Origin of the sequence: Spiroplasma apis B31, assembly GCF_000500935.1 — a bacterium.
GTDB lineage: Bacteria > Bacillota_I > Bacilli_A > Mycoplasmatales > Mycoplasmataceae > Spiroplasma_A > Spiroplasma_A apis.
This window is the reverse complement of sequence record NC_022998.1, coordinates 618543-638960: the sequence shown is the minus strand read 5'-3', so window position 1 is coordinate 638960 and position 20418 is coordinate 618543. Positions and strand designations below refer to the sequence as shown.

At 25.2% G+C, this 20418-nt stretch carries 15 protein-coding genes; 3 read left to right on the top strand and 12 right to left on the bottom strand.

The genetic code is table 4. The annotated features are described in order from the left end of the window. Positions 1 to 113 precede the first annotated feature (113 nt). On the bottom strand, positions 114 to 1271 hold the full coding sequence (locus SAPIS_RS02720) for a hypothetical protein (protein WP_023789394.1): 1158 nt from the start codon (positions 1269 to 1271) through the stop codon (positions 114 to 116). 759 nt (positions 1272 to 2030) lie between these two features. Here SAPIS_RS02720 and SAPIS_RS02715 point away from each other — a divergent pair. Further along, complete coding sequence (locus tag SAPIS_RS02715) at positions 2031 to 2240, top strand: hypothetical protein (protein ID WP_023789392.1); 210 nt, start codon at positions 2031 to 2033, stop codon at positions 2238 to 2240. Between the two features lie 1021 nt (positions 2241 to 3261). Here SAPIS_RS02715 and SAPIS_RS02710 read toward each other — a convergent pair. The 5 genes from SAPIS_RS02710 to SAPIS_RS02690 all read right to left on the bottom strand — a co-directional run bounded on the left by SAPIS_RS02710 (position 3262) and on the right by SAPIS_RS02690 (position 11207). Next, entirely contained in the window at positions 3262 to 4173 is a 912-nt protein-coding gene (locus tag SAPIS_RS02710) for a lipoprotein (RefSeq protein WP_023789390.1), read from the bottom strand. A gap of 226 nt (positions 4174 to 4399) precedes the next feature. After that, positions 4400 to 6238 (bottom strand): hypothetical protein, encoded by a 1839-nt coding sequence (locus tag SAPIS_RS02705; protein ID WP_023789388.1) that lies wholly within the window; start codon positions 6236 to 6238, stop codon positions 4400 to 4402. Between the two features lie 163 nt (positions 6239 to 6401). After that, entirely contained in the window at positions 6402 to 6911 is a 510-nt protein-coding gene (locus SAPIS_RS02700) for a lipoprotein (RefSeq protein ID WP_023789386.1), read from the bottom strand. Positions 6912 to 7258: 347 nt separating this feature from the next. Then, entirely contained in the window at positions 7259 to 8671 is a 1413-nt protein-coding gene (locus SAPIS_RS02695) for a glycoside hydrolase family 1 protein (RefSeq protein ID WP_023789385.1), read from the bottom strand. Then, on the bottom strand, positions 8661 to 11207 hold the full coding sequence (locus tag SAPIS_RS02690; RefSeq protein WP_023789383.1) for a glucose PTS transporter subunit IIA: 2547 nt from the start codon (positions 11205 to 11207) through the stop codon (positions 8661 to 8663). The genes SAPIS_RS02695 and SAPIS_RS02690 overlap by 11 nt, the downstream gene beginning before the upstream one ends. 454 nt (positions 11208 to 11661) lie before the next feature. Between SAPIS_RS02690 and SAPIS_RS02685 the strand changes: the two genes are divergently transcribed. Next, positions 11662 to 12042 (top strand): hypothetical protein, encoded by a 381-nt coding sequence (locus SAPIS_RS02685; protein WP_023789381.1) that lies wholly within the window; start codon positions 11662 to 11664, stop codon positions 12040 to 12042. Between the two features lie 19 nt (positions 12043 to 12061). Here the strand turns inward: SAPIS_RS02685 and SAPIS_RS02680 are convergent, their stop codons facing one another. The 3 genes from SAPIS_RS02680 to SAPIS_RS02670 are packed head-to-tail and all read right to left on the bottom strand — an operon-like array spanning position 12062 to position 16018. After that, positions 12062 to 13309, bottom strand: a complete 1248-nt coding sequence (locus SAPIS_RS02680) for a hypothetical protein (RefSeq protein ID WP_023789379.1) — start codon at positions 13307 to 13309, stop codon at positions 12062 to 12064. Between the two features lie 11 nt (positions 13310 to 13320). Continuing rightward, entirely contained in the window at positions 13321 to 15258 is a 1938-nt protein-coding gene (locus tag SAPIS_RS02675; RefSeq protein WP_023789377.1) for an ABC transporter ATP-binding protein, read from the bottom strand. A gap of 28 nt (positions 15259 to 15286) precedes the next feature. Further along, positions 15287 to 16018 (bottom strand): hypothetical protein, encoded by a 732-nt coding sequence (locus SAPIS_RS02670; protein WP_023789375.1) that lies wholly within the window; start codon positions 16016 to 16018, stop codon positions 15287 to 15289. 70 nt (positions 16019 to 16088) lie between these two features. On the opposite strand from SAPIS_RS02670, the gene SAPIS_RS02665 reads away from it, so the two are divergent. Further along, positions 16089 to 16781, top strand: coding sequence for a hypothetical protein (locus SAPIS_RS02665; RefSeq protein WP_023789373.1), 693 nt, complete (start codon positions 16089 to 16091; stop codon positions 16779 to 16781). 16 nt (positions 16782 to 16797) lie between these two features. On the opposite strand, the gene SAPIS_RS02660 is transcribed toward SAPIS_RS02665, so the two are convergent. Genes SAPIS_RS02660 through SAPIS_RS02650 form a run of 3 tightly spaced genes read right to left on the bottom strand, consistent with a single transcriptional unit; the run spans position 16798 to position 20269 of the window. Further along, complete coding sequence (locus SAPIS_RS02660) at positions 16798 to 18612, bottom strand: M3 family metallopeptidase (protein ID WP_023789371.1); 1815 nt, start codon at positions 18610 to 18612, stop codon at positions 16798 to 16800. A 48-nt stretch (positions 18613 to 18660) separates the two neighbouring features. Beyond that, positions 18661 to 19644 (bottom strand): hypothetical protein, encoded by a 984-nt coding sequence (locus tag SAPIS_RS02655; protein WP_023789369.1) that lies wholly within the window; start codon positions 19642 to 19644, stop codon positions 18661 to 18663. Positions 19645 to 19657: 13 nt separating this feature from the next. Further along, on the bottom strand, positions 19658 to 20269 hold the full coding sequence (locus tag SAPIS_RS02650) for a LemA family protein (protein WP_023789367.1): 612 nt from the start codon (positions 20267 to 20269) through the stop codon (positions 19658 to 19660). Between the last annotated feature and the right edge of the window lie 149 nt (positions 20270 to 20418).

Below are 20418 nucleotides of genomic sequence, written 5' to 3'. Positions count from 1 at the left end.
AAGTTCAATTTATAATAATTTATATTTAAAAGATTAGAGTGAACACAGTTCATTGGTTAATATTATCTTTAAAAATATAATATATTTTGTAATTAAACTTAAATATTTACACTTTAAATAAATAATACATTATCAATTTCTATATATGCTGCGGCCTTTGCTCAATAAGCATTTCACGCTGTTGCATATGAACTAACTTCTACTCAACAATTTATTGATAAAGTAAAGTCATCGGTCCAGCTTATACTAATGTAACCAAAACATTTCATTCAGTTTGTATTTGAATAAATTCTATCAAAAACTGCAGTATCATTTGTACCTCTAACTCCTATTTTTTTTGTTGTAAATTCGATGTTATCGGTAGTACCACTATAGTGATCGTTATTATGTCATCTCTCACTATCCTGATTGTTTCAAGAATAACCTTTTCAATTGATACCTATATAATCAAATGAGCCTGCTAATGCATCTTTTCCTAGTGCAATGTTAAAATTTAAGCTTGCAGATTTTGTCATTGATTGTTCACTATTATATGCTTCCACTTGTGCTTTTTGAGTTCTAAAACTATTATTTTCATTTTGTTCACTAACAAATTTGCTATCAAAATCAACTAAAACAGATCCATCATAAGTTTTTGAACTTATCATTGCTTCTTTATAGCTAATTGAGTCAATATTTAAATCATTAACAACTAAATCATTATTTAATTTAACAACATTTGTTAATACAAGTTTCTCACTTGGATTTTTTATTGTACCAATGTGGGTATTTTTTAAAATATCTTTTAATTTAGCTTTTTTCTCTGTGTTTGTTTCTGGTTTTGTTTTAGAACAACCTTCTTCTCCATTTGTTCTACAAAAGTTTACATTTAAAAGTAATGAATTATCAAAATTTAAGCTTTCAATCATAGGAACAAATGCTAATGTGGTTTCTACTTTTTGGTTCGACTGAGTGGGTAGTGAATTTGGTAATCCTATAACTTCTCAATCTCTAGTATTTCTTACAAAACTATTGAAGAACTCTTTCATACCCTTTATTTCTCTATTTTTATTATAGGCATTTAATGAGACTTCTTTAGTTAAATCTTGAGTATTAAATGAGCCATCCTTATTATATTTATCTACTATAAAGTCAGATGTATCAATATAAATTTCACCAAGATCTATACGTTCATTAATATTAGATATATTATTAATGACATTTGCGCTATATGTAGTTGCTAATGGTTGGCTAATTAATGTCATTGAGTTTAATAAACCCATTATAAACATTCATATTCCACCATTCGTAGTTTTCCTACATGTTGATTATAGCTTATAGTAATATCTTTTAATAAATTATAAAAATTTAATAATTTTTCCATAATACTTAATATCGGTTTTCTATTTAAGTGGCTATGATTATTAAAATGAGTTGTTTTAACTCTGATAAAATTATAAAAAAAGTTGTTTTTTTATAAATAAAGTTAATTTAAGTTATTATATTTTTATTATTAATAGCACATTATTAATTTTTATCAAAAATAATTATTGATTTATTCGCTTTTATAATGATTAAATTGTGTGTTTTTTATTGAGTATGTTGATGAACGGCTTTAATAGTTTTCATCTTTCTTCAGTAAATAATTTCCTTTTAAAGTGTTAGTTAAATCAATTATGTAATCCATATCAATGCTAAATTTTATAACCTTAGTTCTAAATGATTATTCATGCTTTCGCTAATCTTAGATTTTCTTTTAAATTAGTGAGAATGTAACATAAATATCACATACTTCTATTTATACATGTTAATTTATATGATTCTGAGTTTCCTTAAAGTAACAGCTATTATCAAATCAAAATCGATAAATTTTATAAAGAGCAAATTTAAAATGAAGTTATCAGTATAATTTAAAAATAACTGTAGATCGGCGTGACCTTTAATTGAAGAAATATATTTAATTGAATAATAGAAATTACTTTTATATCCCCCCCATTTAATATTGACCATAGTTATTTTTATATGATAATATGAAATTGGAGGATGTGGTAATGAGAAAAGCAGCATATATAATTTCAATTATTAGTACAGTGTTAGCTGGTGTAGTGTTGATACCGTTATTGTGATGTATTCCAATGACATTAGCTACTAAAAAAGCGATGGATGATAATCAAGAACATATAACATTAGGTATTTGCCATATATTCTTTATGCCACTTGGTTTGATCTCTGGGATTTTATTATTAATTCCAGAAAAATAATATAGTATGAAATAAATGAAAAATAAAAACTTCTTTATATGTAAAAAGAATGTAAAACTTATTAAGTATACAATGTGTTTTAAAAGAATACTTCTATAAAGTTAGAAGTATTTTTTTATGTTAGTTAAAAGATAAGCAAAAGTTAGTTAGTTACTATGTTTAAACATTATATATATGTAAAAGTAAAAATTAACATATTTATAAAAAACTCTTTAAAAACTATGAAAATAAATTTTTTTCAAATTAGATTATTATTTCCTTTTATCAACGAAAAATAGTGTCCACACATTAAATTGTTAATTTGATTTCCTTGTACAGATAATGACATTTTATAATTGATATTTTTACTATACCATTTTGTAAATATATAGTCACACTCTATTTCTTTATCAAGATAAATAGCTGTTTTTTCAATAGTTTTCTATACAATTAAGTATCCTTTTTTCTAAATGCATTATGAGAAACATTAAATCTAGTTTTAGAGTTCTTGATCACTTCTGAGTAAAAAAATGATGTAATATCCATGAGAGAAATAATTTAGAAATTATTAAACAATTTAAATTAAAAGAACAATAAAAATAATTAAATATCATGGACAATATTAACACAAGCACATAAGTTCTCTGGGAATCTAAAACACATACATATACACAATTTAAAGAATATAGAGATTTGGATTATAATGCTTTTGTTCATAAAAATAATGGAGAAATAGGTAAAAATAAAATAAATAATGAGGTATATATAACAGTAAAGATATGTTTAACCTGAAATAAACAAAAAAAGAGAATTACATCCTCTTTTAGATAAGCGTTGTTTTAAACACCTTTTTTCAATAAAATCAACTTTCGGCAAGTACGTCTACTTATCTCATTTTTATATTAACGAATGTTTTATAAAACTTATGTTTTTTTCTTTATAAATAGGTCTCAATGTATTAAACAAACATCAAACAAAATTTGTAATAAGTCTAAAACTTTTATAAATCTCTTTAAGTTAACTATTTAATAAAAGAGTTATGCTAATCATTATTTTGACACGCATAATGAGTTAGATTTATAGTACCCCTATACCAAGTTGTTAAATTAACTATGGCTTTCAAACCATATTTAAAATTGTTTTGTATTTTTTGACGTAAAACTTCTACATCTTTTCCTAATAATAAATTATTCTTTGGATTAGCTTTGTTTCATGCATCGATAATTTGTTCTTCAGTTGCTTGTTCACTAGAATTTCAAGTACATTTGATAGAAGTATTTAGATCGCCCAAATAAATTCTATTCACAGTAATTTCGGTATTCTTAGTTACTCCTCTATATTTAAGTGACATTGTCGCTTTAATATTATTTTTTTCTTTTTCTACATCCTTAGCTATATAATCATTAACTTCGTAATTAACTATGTATCTTGATTTATATTTATCGATAACATTATTTTCTTCCAACTTTTCAATAGAAGCTACTGTAATCATTTTTTTATCTCTTTCATCTTCTATAGTTGCTTCTAATTTAACTGTATCAATACTGTTTTCTATATCAACATAAATTTTATCACTTTGACCAACTTTAAGGTTTTCTCTTGATGATGATGGCCAAAGTATTGGTTCTTCAAGTTCATAATTATAGTTAAATGTAACTGAACCAGTGATTCTTGCAGAGCTTTCTAATGCCTCTAATGTAGCTTTAGATTTTGTTGGAGTTCCTACAAACCTAACATCATAAACGGTAAATAAATTGTCTCCTGTTTTTTTTACATATCATTTAACAATTGTTTCTAGTGTTGGGATGTCTTCAACACCTTTTATTTCACCTAAATCCTTTATAGCTAAAGAATTTAAATCTCTTTTTGAGATTCCTGAGCTACATGATACAACACTAACACTTAATGGTGCTACTAAAAAAATAGAACCTAAAATACTAATTAACTTTTTCATATTAATACCTCAACTTATTATAGAATTATTTTAATATGAACGGGATGAAAATTTTTTTCAAAAATAGTTGCATTAATTTATGTCGATCTTTGTATATTATTCAAAAAATCTAAGTAGAAGTCATATGTCCTTTGACAAAAAGTCGAAGTTTTAAAATCATTCATATATTATTTTTATAAGATAAATAAGCATATTCTAACTATTAAATAAAGGTTTTCCTTTGTGGTTATATATGCAAAAAAAAAAAAAAAAAACTATTTTCATCATTGGAAGCTTGACTAATACTCCAAGCTTTACCAATTCAATTTAGTCCAGACATTAAATTTGAACCAAAACTTCTAGCTTTATTATTGTCTAAACCCTTAAATCCCATACCTTTATATATATTGATACTATTATCTCTTATTATATTTTGATTTTTTACGTTAATATTATCCATTGATTTATCTATTTGTTGTTGTGAAGTGTTTTTATTAGTAAATGTATCTTTTATATCGTCTTTAATTTTACTTATATTTTCAATTGGATTCATAACGATTTCAGCCAATTTTTGGAACTTTGTTACAGCATTCAATATTTTTTGATTAACTCCACCCTTGTTGTAAAATTTGTTTACATTTATAAATAAAGAGTAAATATCTTTGAAACTAGCATCTTGTAAAACTTCCAATCCACTTTGCGAATCATTGCTAAAAATGTTTGACACCATTTTATCTTGTTGATTGATTATATCAGCCAATATATGAACACAATATCTTTCTAATGGTAAATCATATTGAGTAGTTGATTGATTAACTTTATCTAAAAACAAGAATTTATCAAAAACTACTAACAATTTATGGAAATTTTTAAACTCAGGATCTTTTATTAGTTCCAAATCGACTGCAACCTTTTTTAACTTATTTGAATTAGAAAATGATAACAATATTTCTAACCCCTTCTTCCCTTCTTTGCTTCATTTAATTTTATTTCCTAAGTAATTTAAATATTCAACTGGGTTATATGAATTAGGTCCCTTTCCGTTTGATCATGGTGATGTCAACTCAAGTGAAGTCGAAGTCATAGATGAAAAAGTCATAGCATAACTATATGCAATAACTGGATTGATATCAACAGAATCAATCTGCTCAAATGAAAGTTTTGTGTTATCTATTTCTTCGCTTGATTCAAAATATTTTGGTCCAATTAAATAACCATTGTTCAAATCCAAATCACTTACTTGTGCTCAATAAGATTTCATATCAGCATTAACTACTTCTTTTATATATTCTCTTGAAATTTTTTGGTCTAACGGCTTCATACTATTCAAAAATTCTGAATAATTATACTCCGAAAAGCTTTTTCCTTGATATTCATATCCTTTAACTATGTTTTTTCTTAATCAACTTTTTATTTCTTGTTCTGTTTGACATATACCGCTTTGTAAATAACAAGTTGACTTACCACCATTTTTTTCAAGTTCTTTTATTTTAATATCTTCATAATATTTTCTTGCATCTGATTCATTGTTAAATTCGATACCATCAGCGAATACAGAAGATTCGTAATTCATATAACTTTCTAATGCTTTATCTTTTGTAAGATATGCACTTTTATCATATCCCTTATAGACTTTTGTTTTGTATTCATTGTTTGAAGTTATAACATCAGAAGACAACTCGCCAGAACTATTAATAGTAAAATCTCGAGGATTTCTCATTGTGTACTCTTCTGTTATTTTAAATTTTTGTTTGATGTAATCATTCATACTATTTTTTGTATTGAATAACTTATTATTATATTTATATGTATTTGTATCATACTTGAATGATAATTTATTAGAATTTTCATACGCATATTTATAAATATCGTCTTTATTTTTAAAGTTTTTTCCTAAAAAATCGTAACTCTTGTGTTTTTCTTCTTTTTTAGATGTTAATAGGATGCACCCCACAGTTATTGGTGTTATGACTAATATGGAGGTTAAAATTGGAATATAGATCATTTTACTTTTAAATTTTCTTCTAATATTTTTTTTAAATAGTTTGTCAACTAGTTCTGTTAAAGCACTTTTCTTTTCTTTCATATATTCACCTAAGAAATAATCATATTAATTAAAATATTTGATTTTTATTTCATTAGTTTTCCTTTCTGGAATCAATCTTTATTTAACAATCTTATCTTTTGTTAATTAAAAATTTATTCCATTGAATTAAACAATTTTTGTTGAGATTATATTTATGGTTTTTTTAGTTTTCTGTTGAAGCATCTGTATAGGTTCATACTTTGATAGCTTTTAAATAATCCTTAGTTTTATTTGTTATCCCTGAGTCAGGTTTATTTTGTTGGATCACATATCAATCATCAAAAACACTTTTATTATATCTTGGGGTAGTTCAAACATTTTTTTCAGTTTTTGATTCAAATGACTCGATATTCAGTTGAAACAATTTATATGAACAATATGCTCTAATAAAACCTTCTTTGATTTGAATATTTTGAAAGTCTTCACTCTCATATAAAAAATCTAGTCAATTTCGCCTTTCCGAATTACTTCATGCTTCCCCTAATTCATAATTCAAAGCGGATTCCTCCAAAAATAACTTATCTAATGCTTGTCCTATTTCTTCGCGTGTTTTTGGTTGTTTTGGAAGAAAATACTTTTGATATTTTTTTGTTTCGCTTTTACATGATATTACTGAAGTTCCAGCCATAGTAATTAAACTTAAACTTGAAATTATATTTAAAAATTTCTTCATTATTCTTCTCCTTTAAATAAGTGTATACACTGTTTATGTGTTAGTTTTATAGTATTTATATTTTTAACATTAAATTAAATAAACAAAAAAGCAATATAATTGAGTATTATTTCAATTAATTAACACTTATCGACAAATTAAAATATTAATAGTAATACATAAATATGAAAAAAAGATTTAACAATTATTTAGAATCAAAAAAACTTTTATAAAAAATGTTCAATATAAGTAATAAATAAGTTACATCATTTTTAAAAGTTGATCAAACATAAAAAGACGATATGTATCGTCTTTTTATTATCTCTTGTTTAAATCCATAAAAGATATATACACATATTATTTAATTACTATTTTATTCCACCATTATTTTTTATTGTCTTTTGATATCAATAAAAGGAGTCCTTTTTATACCTCATCATTGTGCCATTTTCTTGATCATCTTTATCCACATAAACAAAACCATATCTTTTTTTCATTCCTTCATGGGTAGACACTAAATCAATGGCACTTCAAGGTTGATAACCAAACAAAGGGATGCCTTCATCTATAATTTCAGGTATTAATTTGATATGTTGCTCATAATAATCTATACGATACTGGTCGTGAATTTTTAAATCTTCTGTTAAACTATCTTTACCACCAATGCCATTCTCTGTTAGTAACAATGGTAATCTATATCGATCATACAACTCTCTACAGCATTGTTTAAAACCATCAGGATCGATTTCTCAACCAAATTGTGTTCTTTCCAAGTATTTGTTTTTAACAACTTTATACAAGCCTGGCATATCATATGTATTTTGTTGATCAAAACCTTCAAAATTTATTTTTATTTCATTGTTATCAGCAGCAACAGTCATTGTGTCGTAGTAATTGAATGCAATAAAATCTGGTTTACCCTTTTTAATTATTACCATATCATTTTTTTCGATCTCAGGTTCGTATTTTTTTTCAACCAACCAGTTTCAAACTAACTTATTGTATTCACCGTAAACAACTATATCTAAATACATTCAATTTCTTAGAGCTGAAGTTTTGTATGCAGCGTCAATATTTTTTGGATTAGAATCAACTGCATAAACCGGAGCGATATTTGGTGCAGGTCCGATAAAAGAATTTTGGTAAGCAAATTTAGTATGTAATAAGTTTATTACATGCGCTTGTGCTACAAACATATTATGTGCTTCTTGAAATAAAACTTTAAACTTATCTTCGGCATCATTTATTTTTTTAGCCGACAATACATGACCATACAATACCATCATATTTAATTCATTAATTGTTAATCAATATTTAACACGATCACCAAACAATTCAAATAAAGTTTCTGCATACTTACAATAAGCATTTATCATAAGTTTTTTATTTGATCAGCCCCCTTGTTTTTCGAGCTCTAATGGAGTATCAAAATGATAAATAGTAACGATCGGTTCTATATTATATTTCAATAATTCATTTATTAAGTTATTATAAAAATCGACTCCTTTTTGATTGACTTTATCTTTACCCGTTGGAAAAATTCTTGTTCAAGAAATGGAAAACCTATAAGACTTTAGTCCTAATTCTGACATCAATTTTATATCTTCTTTTCATTTATTGTAATGGTCTGAACAAATATTGAAACTACATACATTTTCTTTAGCTTCTATTACATCGTGAATATTTAATCCTTTACCATCCACATTATAAGCACCTTCTACTTGATAAGCACTTGTTGATGCTCCTCATAAAAAGTTCTTTTTTCAATTTTTATTTAACATGATTCACCTTTACATCTTTTTTGATGTATTCTAATTTTTGATCTAGTATTTGAAATGAAATTTCAACACAATATATAGCATTATAAAATATATTCTTAAACTCTTCTTTTACTTGACCGATATCTTTAAGTTTTGTAATTGTGTCAGAATAGATTTTATTTTTCTTTGTTGTTAGTGCGCTTACAAAGTTTAAATTTTTCTTTTGTAAACTACTGATATTATTTCGTACATCTTCTTTTTTTAAATCTAAATTGTAATGATCGTAAAAATCATTTAGCGTTTTAAATTTATCAAGGATTTTTTTGTTTTGTTTTTTATCATATAATGTTTTTAAATAATTTAATTTTTTAAATAACTGTTCTCTCTTTTTTTGTTCTCTTTCTTCTAAAAGTTTCAATTTTAATTCAAGTTTAGATATTTGTGAAAGATATTTTTCATAATTGTTGTAATCTTTTTTAGATTGTAAAATATCTTTTAACTCAACATCAAATCTCTCAATTAATTTTAAGTAATTTTCTTTTTTATCTTTTTTATCTTTGAATAAGATACTTTTATTTATTAAGTTAATTCCTTTTTTCATATGCTTTAGTTCATTTTTTCTTTCTTTGTAGAAAAAGAAATTTATCAGTAAGCTACTACTAAATGATAATATTCAAATAACTATTATTTGTCCTTTTTTGAATGTAGTCTCATAACCAACAATTTCAAATACACCTCAACCAGAAGGATAATCAAGTTTAATTTTTAATAAACCGGATAAGACTCCAATAGGAAATGCAACAAGACAAGCAATAACAAACGGTTTCAATTTAGGAAGTGTTACTCCATAAATAATTGGTTCTGATATACCGAAGAAACTTCCAGCAGTAGATGCAATTGCTACTCTTTTAAAACTAAAGTTTTTTGTTCTAATTGCAATTGCAATTGCTGCACCAACCTGAGTAAATATTGCAATATTATATGCTGGGTACAATAAACTTGCATTACCTTGTCACAAGCTTAAATCAATTGGCGTACTAATTGCAATATGAGTTCCTGTTAAAACAAGAGGTTGTCAAAACATTGCATATAGTCCTACCCCTATTCCGAATGGTATTTTTTCAAATAAACTAAATATTTTAAACATACCAAACTCAACCAACCCCATTATGGGACCAAAAGCAAATCAAGTTATTATTAATGTTAATGAGACAACTATAAAACCTCTAAAAATAGTATCAACTAGCGGTGAAATTCATTTGCCCACTCATTTATCAAGAATTATAATGAATGCTCCTGCAGTAATAAACGGTAATACTCCACCTTCATAACTACCAACAACAATAGGTAATGTTTGTATATTGAATAATAAAAATCCACTTTTACCACCATAGTTTATTCATTTACCGAAACTTGCTAATTCTGGTTCTTTAATTCCTTCAGTTACAGGAATTCATCCCCTAGATGTTAATGCTATTCCTACAGCTAGTGCGAAATAAATATTACCATCGAAGTATTTTACAATACTAACTATGAAAAAAATACCTATTGAACTAAGAATGAATTTGAATAAAACAAACATTATTGCAGAGAAAATATCGTGTTCTGATATCTTACTCAAATCATCAATTTGATGAATAACTTTTGTTTCAGATAAAATAGAATAAATACCAGCAAATAAACCCGCAGCTATAAATATTCCCAGTATCGGACTTATAACTCCTGTTATAGTCATCAATATTTTACGTCCTAAATTGATCTTATCTAAATTAATTATTGTGTTTGGTGTATCCAAACTCTTCTTACTAAATTCTTTAAGTTTGTTAAACTCTTCAACAACTTTAACAACTTCCCCTCCAATAATTATTTGTAACTCATTACCTTGGAATAAAGCATCTTTAACTAAAGCTATTTTTTTTAACTTACTTAAAGAAACTTTCTTTTTATCTTTAATAACTGTTCTAAACCTTGTCATGCAATTGTAAGGAGAACTATAATTATTGTCATCACCTAAAATAGTTTTGATTTCTTTTGCTGTATCTTGAAATTTATTAGTTATGTTTTTGATGTTTAAATCATTTTTATCATGAACTTTGATGTTTTTTATTTCAAAGATCGCTATTAATTCACCTGCTTTAGCAGTTCTTTTTAAAATCTTTACATCTATCTTGTAATCACTTGTTTCCTCTACCACTAGTGGTGTTTCAATTGAAATATTTTCTTTTTTCAACATTTCAAGATCAACAGATAAAATTTTGTTTGTTGTTGAAATTTGATCATCTTTTTTAATAAAAATTTCAAATGGTTTGCCTTCTAGTTTTACTGTGTCCATTCCAACATGTAACAATAAATTAAACTTATCTTGTTTAAAATAGATTGCATGTTTGGTGTCAAATATTAATTCTACTGTTCCCTTATCCAGCGGGGAATAGAAAAGATTATTTTTAGGTATAATTACGATACCATTCCCTAATGTCCTCGATGCAAAAACCTTATCAGAGCATTTTTCAATTTCTTTTATTTCGCAATCAACTGGTGCATATATTTTGAGTTCCATATTTTACTTCCTTTCAGCTATCATTATCCACTATTTATATAAAATTTATGTTTTGCTATCACTTTATAAAAGTAGTTTCTCTATAAAAAAAGTAGTTTAGTTTTCAAGCAAGTCTTAAAACTTTTTAATATCCTTTATTAATACATATCAAGTAATATAAAATGACTTTATTATCAATGAACTTATTATTTAGAACGGAAAATTACTTTTTTTATAGAATATTAAGGATAATTTATGAAAGAAAAAAAGTGTTTACCTGATAATTTGTTATACTCTCATTAATAGAAAGTTAGGAACTTTAAAAAACTCATATATTTTAAAAATTAAGAGTATTATTTTATATTAGTTATTTATTTTTAATATAAAATGCTATTTCTTTTTTAATTTAGTAAAAAAATTTATTATTGTTTGCTTTGTTGTAACATTATCAATATTATTATAGTGAGGTTAAAAAATGGAAAAAAAAGAAATTGGTTATATTATAAGAATATACGAATTCAGAAAGTTAAAAGAAAGATTTGGCAATAACTTATTAGTAGACTTTTCTGATTATTTTATTACTTCTAATTCAGTTGAAGAAGATGTTAATATTGCTAATGAGAAAATAAATAAAATACGAGACTATAATTTTTTGTTTCTTGACAAGTACACAGACATTAAGGCTTCTCAAGTCTTTGAGAATATAGAAAAACTATTGGTAGAAAAATATGGCAAAAAAAACTACCCTCTAAGAGTAGCTATTTTATTTATTCCTGAAGTTGAAAATTATTTAAATCAAAAACAAAACTACTGGATGATTTTTATTCAAGATAACTTAAAAATAAAAAGAAGTTAATAACTTCTTTTTATTTATTTTAATTATTTGTAAAGTAACTTATAAAAATTCAAGAACAAGTTCAATAAATGAACAATATCGAGAAGTTAGCAAAGTATAAATCAATTGGTAATGTTTTAAAAACAATCATGAAGTTTATTACTGCAGTTAGAATGAATATACTTAACGGTATAACGAACATATAGATAATACTTAACACATTATATTTTTTTTCTTCCAACATTGAAATAAGTTGTGCAAAAGAATAAACAAGTAACATTGTAGAAAGAACAATGTAAAGTAATGACATCAAGAATTGAATCAAGTTTGACTTATATCATTCTTCGCCAATTTGATATTTTGGAAAGAAGACTATATTGATAACAATGTTTATAAAAATCAAAGCAATAAAAAAGTATAGAACTAACATATTTAATCAATAAATTGTCAAATTATATTTTTTTGCTGCTATTATGATTCATATATTATAAATAACCATGGTTGTTAAAAAGATTGATAATATAAATGAATAGAAGAAAACATTTCCTAAAGTAATATTACTATAATATAATCCTAACCCTGTAAATGTAAACATAACAAGATTTAATATAATAGATAAATTTAATGCGCTATAAATTTTAGAAATATATAAACTTGATATTTTTCATTTATTTAAATTTGATTCCCCGTTTACTTCCAGTAAGTAATCAATTGTATTTCAACTATTTTTTGAGTAATAATCATTGACCATTTTGAAATCAAGAAAGGTTTCATTTTTTTTATTTATCTTTCTTTGTTTTTCTTTTTCAAAGTTATTTTTTATTTTTTCCTCTACTAAAGTACATGCATTTTCAAGACCAACTAATGATTCCTCAGCTAAAACTTTTGAAGTTATAACTTCTATTAGATCAACTAAATAATGAGGTCGATAGCTTAATGATTGAAATTCTTTCAGTAATTTTTTAGCTTGTGTTATGTCATCATCTTTAACAGTGCCTTTTAATTTTCCTATAAAGTTTATACAAATCTCAAAATCATATAAAATATAATTTTTTAGATTTTTTTTATAACTCTTTATATTTACAAAACGAGAAAACAAAAGATTTTTTATCGCTGCATAAACAATTGAAAAGATAACCCCTAATATTATTAACTTAAACGGGCTGAATATTTGATAAATTGTTGAGTCTAAATTAGGTTTTTGTAAACTTTCAATTCATGAACTGTATAAATAATACATGAATGTCATAATTGATATAAATACTATTTGGTATATTAATTTTTTCATACTTAACCTTTCTAATTATTTGAAATATCATTCAATGTTTTGAATACTCCGGGAGTATTAGATAATTCGTTAAATGTTCCTTCTTGTACAATCCCCTTTTTGGGTTCTATTACAAAAATTTTATCAAAAGATTTTATTGTTGATAATCTATGAGCAATGGAAATTGTTGTTCTTCCAACCATAAGTTTTTCTAACTCCATTTGAATTTCTTTCTCTACTATATTATCTAACGCACTAGTAGCTTCATCAAGCACTAGGACTTGAGGATTTTTAACAAACATTCTTGCTATGACTAGTCTTTGCTTTTGTCCACCAGATAATTGTGAGCCTTTTTCAAATAAGACTGTATTATATTGTTCAGGTCAACTCATTATTAAATCATGTAGCTTTGCTTTTTTACATGCTTCAATAATTTCTTCATCGGTTGCTGAATACTTTACATATCTAACGTTTTCAAATATGTTTCCACTTAATATTTGTGGTTCTTGACCGACATATCCAACCTGATCTAATCAAGATTTCATTTCAAAGCTCTTTAATGGTTGATCATAATTTAAGAGAATTTCTCCTTTTGTTGGATCATAGAATCTTAAAAGAAGTTTGGTAATCGTTGATTTACCACTTCCAGTTTTACCAACGAAGGCATATTTTTTTCCTTGCTTTAAAGATAAACTAAGATTACTTATAATTTCTTCTTCTTTATTCGGATAAGAAAAACTTACATTTTTAAAAACAATATCACCATCTAGTTTTTTAAATGTTTTCTTACCTTCCATTTTTATATTTGGTTTACTATTAATAACTGCTTTAATGTTGGTACATGCACTTTCACTAATATTTAATGTAGCTAGTACATCTTTCAATTGCAAAACAGGAAGAACAATAATAATAACACCAGTAGTAAATGAAGTTATAATACTTAGTAAACGTTGCATTTCGTTGTTGTATAAGACAACTCCAAAAATTAATGTCGCCATAGCAAAACAACCAACCCCACCAACTAATATAGCTGTTGACATTTCATTTAATCATAGATTGTTTTTAGTTTTTTTGGCATTTTCTTTATTTAAGTTTTCAAATCTTTCAATCTCGCTATCTCAAGTTCCAGATGCTTTTATCAATTCCATCAAATTTATCTTTTCACTTACTTGACTATTGATATCTGATTTAAAACTTTCTAACTTAATAGAGTTTTTTTTGTTTATAAATATTATTAAAGATACGAGAACTATTATCGATAACAATAGACCATAAACTATTACTGAAAGCTTTCAGTCGATAGTTGTCATTATAACAATTGAAAAGAAAATGGTTGTAAAGACTTGATAAATTACAACTGGTGCATTTTTCAATTGCATTCCGATTATTTGAGTGTCTTTGACAACAACTGAAATCAAATCACCGCTTTTATGTACATTGAAATAATCTAGATCATTTTTTAACAAGGCTTTAATTGAGCTATTTCGTAATTTCATTTCCTCGTTAGCAGCAATCGCTCCACTAGTCATATATGCAAAGTAAGTAAACAAGACAACAAACACAATTGAACCAACCATACAATAACATAAATCCAACATATTCAGTTTTAAACCGAAAAGTTCCTTATACAAATCATTGCCATCATAATTGATATATTTAAAATAAAACTCATGAATTATTTTTTCTAATGTTTCATTATTAATTTTATTACTAAAAATAGGAATCAAATTTTTATCTAAACCTAATATATCAAATAATTTCTCTAGATTTGGTGTGTTGTTAAAAAGATCAACAATATTTTTAGAAATCAGAATAGCTGTAATTCATTCAACTAATTTAACATTTATAACTAATAAAAACACAACAAAAGAAGAAAAGATTATCGTCAATAATGCAAATATTTTATTATTTCATCATGTTCGTAACAGTAGTTTAAAGAACTCATTTTTTTTAGTTTTAGTTAGATTCATAGTTATCTCCTGAATTTCGTTTGATAATTTATTCCAAGTTATCAGTTACTAATACTTTATTGATATTTAAATTGTCATTGATATCACACATAGCCTCAATTTTTACAAATAATTCTAAAACAACTCAAAACTTATTTGCGTCGTCTTCAAAGTAATTTTCTATTTGTTTTGAATTTTCGTACTTATCTTCATAGATATTTAAAATAAATTGAGTTCCCATCCCTCACTCTTCCATATGTTTCATATTGAACATATCTCTTAATATGTTTCTTTGTTCATTAGTCAGTAAAATTCGCTTCTCACTTACTATCTTTGCAATTAAAGTCGCATAATCTAAAATATTATCTTTTAAAATAACTTTAATTTCTTTTAGCGAAAGTACATCCTTGCCAAAGTTAACATTATTATAAGACTTTTTAATTAGATAATCAATTAATAAAAAAACTTCTTTAATTGAATAAAGTAGTCTTTGCAAATCCAATCGATTATAGTCATAATTTTCACGATCCCATTTATTGAATAAAACGATTGTCTTTTCAGTAAAATCTAAAAACTCATCTTTATATTCTTGAAATTCATCGAAATATTCCATATTTATAATTCTAGTTTTCAAATTTAGAAAACCTTCAATCAATAATTTATTCCTTTCTAAATAATCTTCAAATAAATCTAATGAAGCATAAATACTTGCATAAATCGGGGTAAAAAAAACCATAATTTTATTTATATTTTCCTTAGAAAAATCATATTTTCCTAACATTTTTTCACCTTCTTTAACTATTTAAATATGTTATATAATACAAATGTATTTTAATAGAAAGTTGATAAGAATGATAGAATATTTCAAAACAAATAAAATAACCAATAATGATATAGAACACTTGAAAAATATCAATCCTTTCTGAGCAAAAGATTTATCAAAAACAATAAAAAAATTGCAATTATGATTATTAAAGTTTAACAAAAAACAAGAGGATTTCCCCCTAAATAACGAAAAAGGTATCAATGGTTACATTGTGTTATTCCAACAAATCAATAATTACAGGAATTTTATAAATCAAAAGTATGATTATTTAAAAACTAATGCGAGAGTTTTAAAAAAATTTCATAAATTGTTATTTGATTATTGTAACATTTTGGGAATAGCAAAAGCTATAGAGATTATTGCGAAATTTTTTGAAGATTTTTTAACCAAGGATATTGTCAATAAAAGAAATCATTTAGTTTCTTTGTCAAATAGTTTTATTGAAAAAAACATAAGCATCTATAAAAAAATGCTTGAGAAACAATTACCAAATGATAAATATATTGAAATGTGTTTTGAAAGCATTGTAATAACTGAAGTCGCTATATATAATGTCCAAAATTTAATAAGCAATATGATGAAATATTCGAAATTATTGAGAAAAAAACAAAAAATATCTGAGAGTATATTTTTAGAAAATAGCATCAACTCTATTGAAACGGGTGTTTACTTAATGACTATTTCAAATATTCTTTCAAGGTTCTCAGAGAATTTATAATTAAAAAATCAGTTTTTTAAACTGATTTTTTCTGTTTTTCTAGAAGTAACTCTAGTTCTTCTATTAAGTTTTTTAAATAACTTATCAATGGTACATAAGCTTTTTCTTCATTTGGATCAAAACCATATTTTTTAAATAAATCTATTGTTTTCATTGAACCACCATCTTTAAGATAACTTAATATATTTGTGTAGTCATTTGTTTTTTTAAAATCTTCGTATAATTTAAAAGATACTGCGATCGATACGGCATATTTATATATATAAAACGGTTGCTCAAAAATATGAGAAATTGATGTTCATCCATATTCAATAACTTCATCGTTATATTTATCAAAAATAGATTCACCAAGAACCTCTTTAGATGATTGTTTTAATAATGATATTATTTTTTCAAGTGTTAGAGTATCCCCTTTTTCGACTGTTTTAAAGCAATTGTACTCAAATAATGATTCACTAACAGCTGAATAAAAATTAGAAATTATAAATTCTATTCTATTCTGTATTAAAACAATTTTGGTTTGAATATCAGTGCTTTCTTTTATTAGATAATCAAATAAAATATGTTCATTAAGTGTTGAAGAAACCTCAGCAATCAAGTTACCGAATGTATTAAGAGGTTCCTTTTGATATTTTTCTGAAAAACTATTATGAACTGCATGTCCGATTTCATGAGCTAAAGTGGAAATAGATTCGTAATCATCTGTATAATTTAACGAGACAAGTGAACCATATCCATTACTATAAACAGTAAAAGCACCCGATGATTTATTATCATCTTCGAAAAAATCAATTTTGTTATCAGCTATGCATAAATCTAACATTTCAGAGTACTCTGAACCTAAAGAAGACAATGCTTTTTTTAAAATGGATATCCCTTGTTCAACTAATATTTGTTTTTTCTCTATATTTGCTAGTGCAAGACAAGAATCTGTTGAATAAAATTTGTTATCAAATTGAAAGTATCTCTTTATTAGTTTATAAAAATCATTATATGGTTGATTATTATTAGAAACAAGCTTAATCAGACTTAAATAATTGTCTAAGGAAAAATTATCATCTTCAAAATAGTTCTCTGTAAAAGATTTCATACCAACAAGTTGTGTACTTTCTACTTCTTCTTTTACGATAGAGTCATAAAGTTTAGCTAATGTAAACTTTTTGTTTTTTTGATTCTTTTTATAAGCAAGACTTAATTCAATTCGAAGTTGTTGATCTTCTTTTGGTTTAGAATAGGTTAACACATCGCTTAAAGTGTATTGATCTAGCTTATATTCTTTTCCTTTATAAGTCAAAGTTTCAATTTTGTTATCTTTAAATCTTAATGTTTCGTATAACTCATAAATCATTGAGCTTGAGTTAGAGACTTGAGCTATTAATTTTCTTTCGCCTTCTGGTAATAAGTACTTCAAATTTTTAAAAAAATCTTGGTAATGTAGCTCATATGACATTAAATCTTGATCACTCTTGATTCATTTTAAAAAAGTTTCTTCTCCTATTTCCTTTATTTGCTCTGTGATTCATGTAAACTGACCATCGAATTCTTGCAATTTTAAGTAGTATAGAGATTCATTTTCGAGAGCGAGCGCGTTATTTTGTTCAACAAGTAAGATTTTTAAATAATGATTTATTTTGTTTCCTAAGTCAGAAACTTTTTTTGATTCTAAAAAAAACTCCTTGAATGTGTCAAAATCATTTAAACGACCTTTATATTTTTGAAGCTCACGATAGTTTTTTAAATAAATTTCTAAATCACTTTCAAAAGTTTTTTTATCTTTGTACAAGCTACCTATATTTCACTTATATTTTTCTGAAGCACTGTTACGATTCATACACTTCCTCATTTATTCTATTTAAAATGATAGTTTTTTAATTTCTACTTAATAAATATACTCAATATACTTCATTGCTTTAATCAAGTTGTGAACATCTTCTTTGACTTTGTTTGCTAATTTCTTTTTGTAACTTTCATAGCTAAATACTGTGTCGAAACTGATAACACCTAAACTTTCTTGAGGAGCATTATCTCGGAATGAAGTGTGTTCTATCTTAAAATCATTTTCTATAATTAGATAATTGAAATCCTTATGCTTGATATTTGAAAACCCATCGATTAATTTTGGAGTTAGAAATTTCGCTGCTCTAATATCACCTTTTTTTAAGTTGATATCATATAATTTATTAAATACCACTGATTCAGTTTGATAATTCTTATCAAACATTCTTCCACGAGTTATTTTTAAGCCATTGAAAGTATTATCATATAAATTATTTTCACACTTTAACAAAGTAGAGTTTTCATAATAGACATGTTCTTCAGTTTCACCATCAACAGTGTGACGTTCAACATGTCTGATTGGTAATTTATTTCTAAAGTTAACGGGAATATCTTTATATAAAAAAGTCACATAATTAACTTCATCATCTCTTTCCAAATAACTATTATTTGCAATAGTTGTCTTTGGATTAACAAGGAAAAACTTCAAATCTTTAATGTAATCTTTCCCCTTTTCTTCACTTATAGAAATGCGATAAACTTCATCAAGTTTACCTTTTGAAAAGTGATGATTTATAAAGTTTTTAGTTAGTTCCTTTCGATCGCTATTTATATATATTTTAATTGCTGATATCAAGAAAAAGATACCTACACCTAATATAATCAATCCAATACATAAATATGGTAGTGGTAAAAGAAGACCAAGAGCTGTTGAAACACAAACCCCCACCATTAAAATTAGGGAAGCAACACCAGCGTAAATATAAAATTTTTTATTTACTTTACTTAAGGAATTAATAATATTAACAAATTCTATATCCTTATCATAGATATTTCCTATAATTGTTTTCAAAGCGGCTTTATCCATACTTTAATTCTTTCTAATTAAAAGATACTTTAATATCTTCACGTTCATTATCTGTGATTTCAAAAAAAGGTTGAAAACACAGACCAAGTTGCCTAGCTGCTATATTTGTTGGATAAGAGTTTATAGATTGATTAAAATAACTTACATTAGAGTTATAAATCCTTCTTGCTGCTGCAATATTATCCTCAATATTACTTGTTTTTTGCATTAATTCTCTAATTAATTCATTAGATTTTAGATTTGGATAATTCTCTACTTGTAAAGAAATGGTTTTTGTAATTTTATCTAAATCATTTGAGTTTTTTATCATTTGGTTGACATCACCACCAACCCTCATTTTTGTTAAATTCATAAGCATGTCTTTTTCGAAGTGGATACTTTCTTTAACTTCATCTATCAGTTTTATTAAAGTATCTCTCCTATTCTTTAGTTGAACATCTATTCCTGATTCTGCCTCTGTTATTTTTATATTTAGAGATCTTAACTTATTTAAGTTAACTAAATGTACTATAAAAGGAATTATTAATAATCAACTTATCACAAAAAATACCTTACCTATAAAAAGTATTTTGGGTTTGTTTCCTACTTCACTATTTAAAGTTTTATTATCTGGATATACAATCATATTTCTCCTTACAATGTAAATTATACATTAAATTAATTTACACTTAAATTTATAATTATGTTAATTAATATCACATTAATTCGAAAAAAGTTACACATTTAATGAAATATTTTTTATTATGTTGCTATTCTTTTTTTTCGTGTTAACTT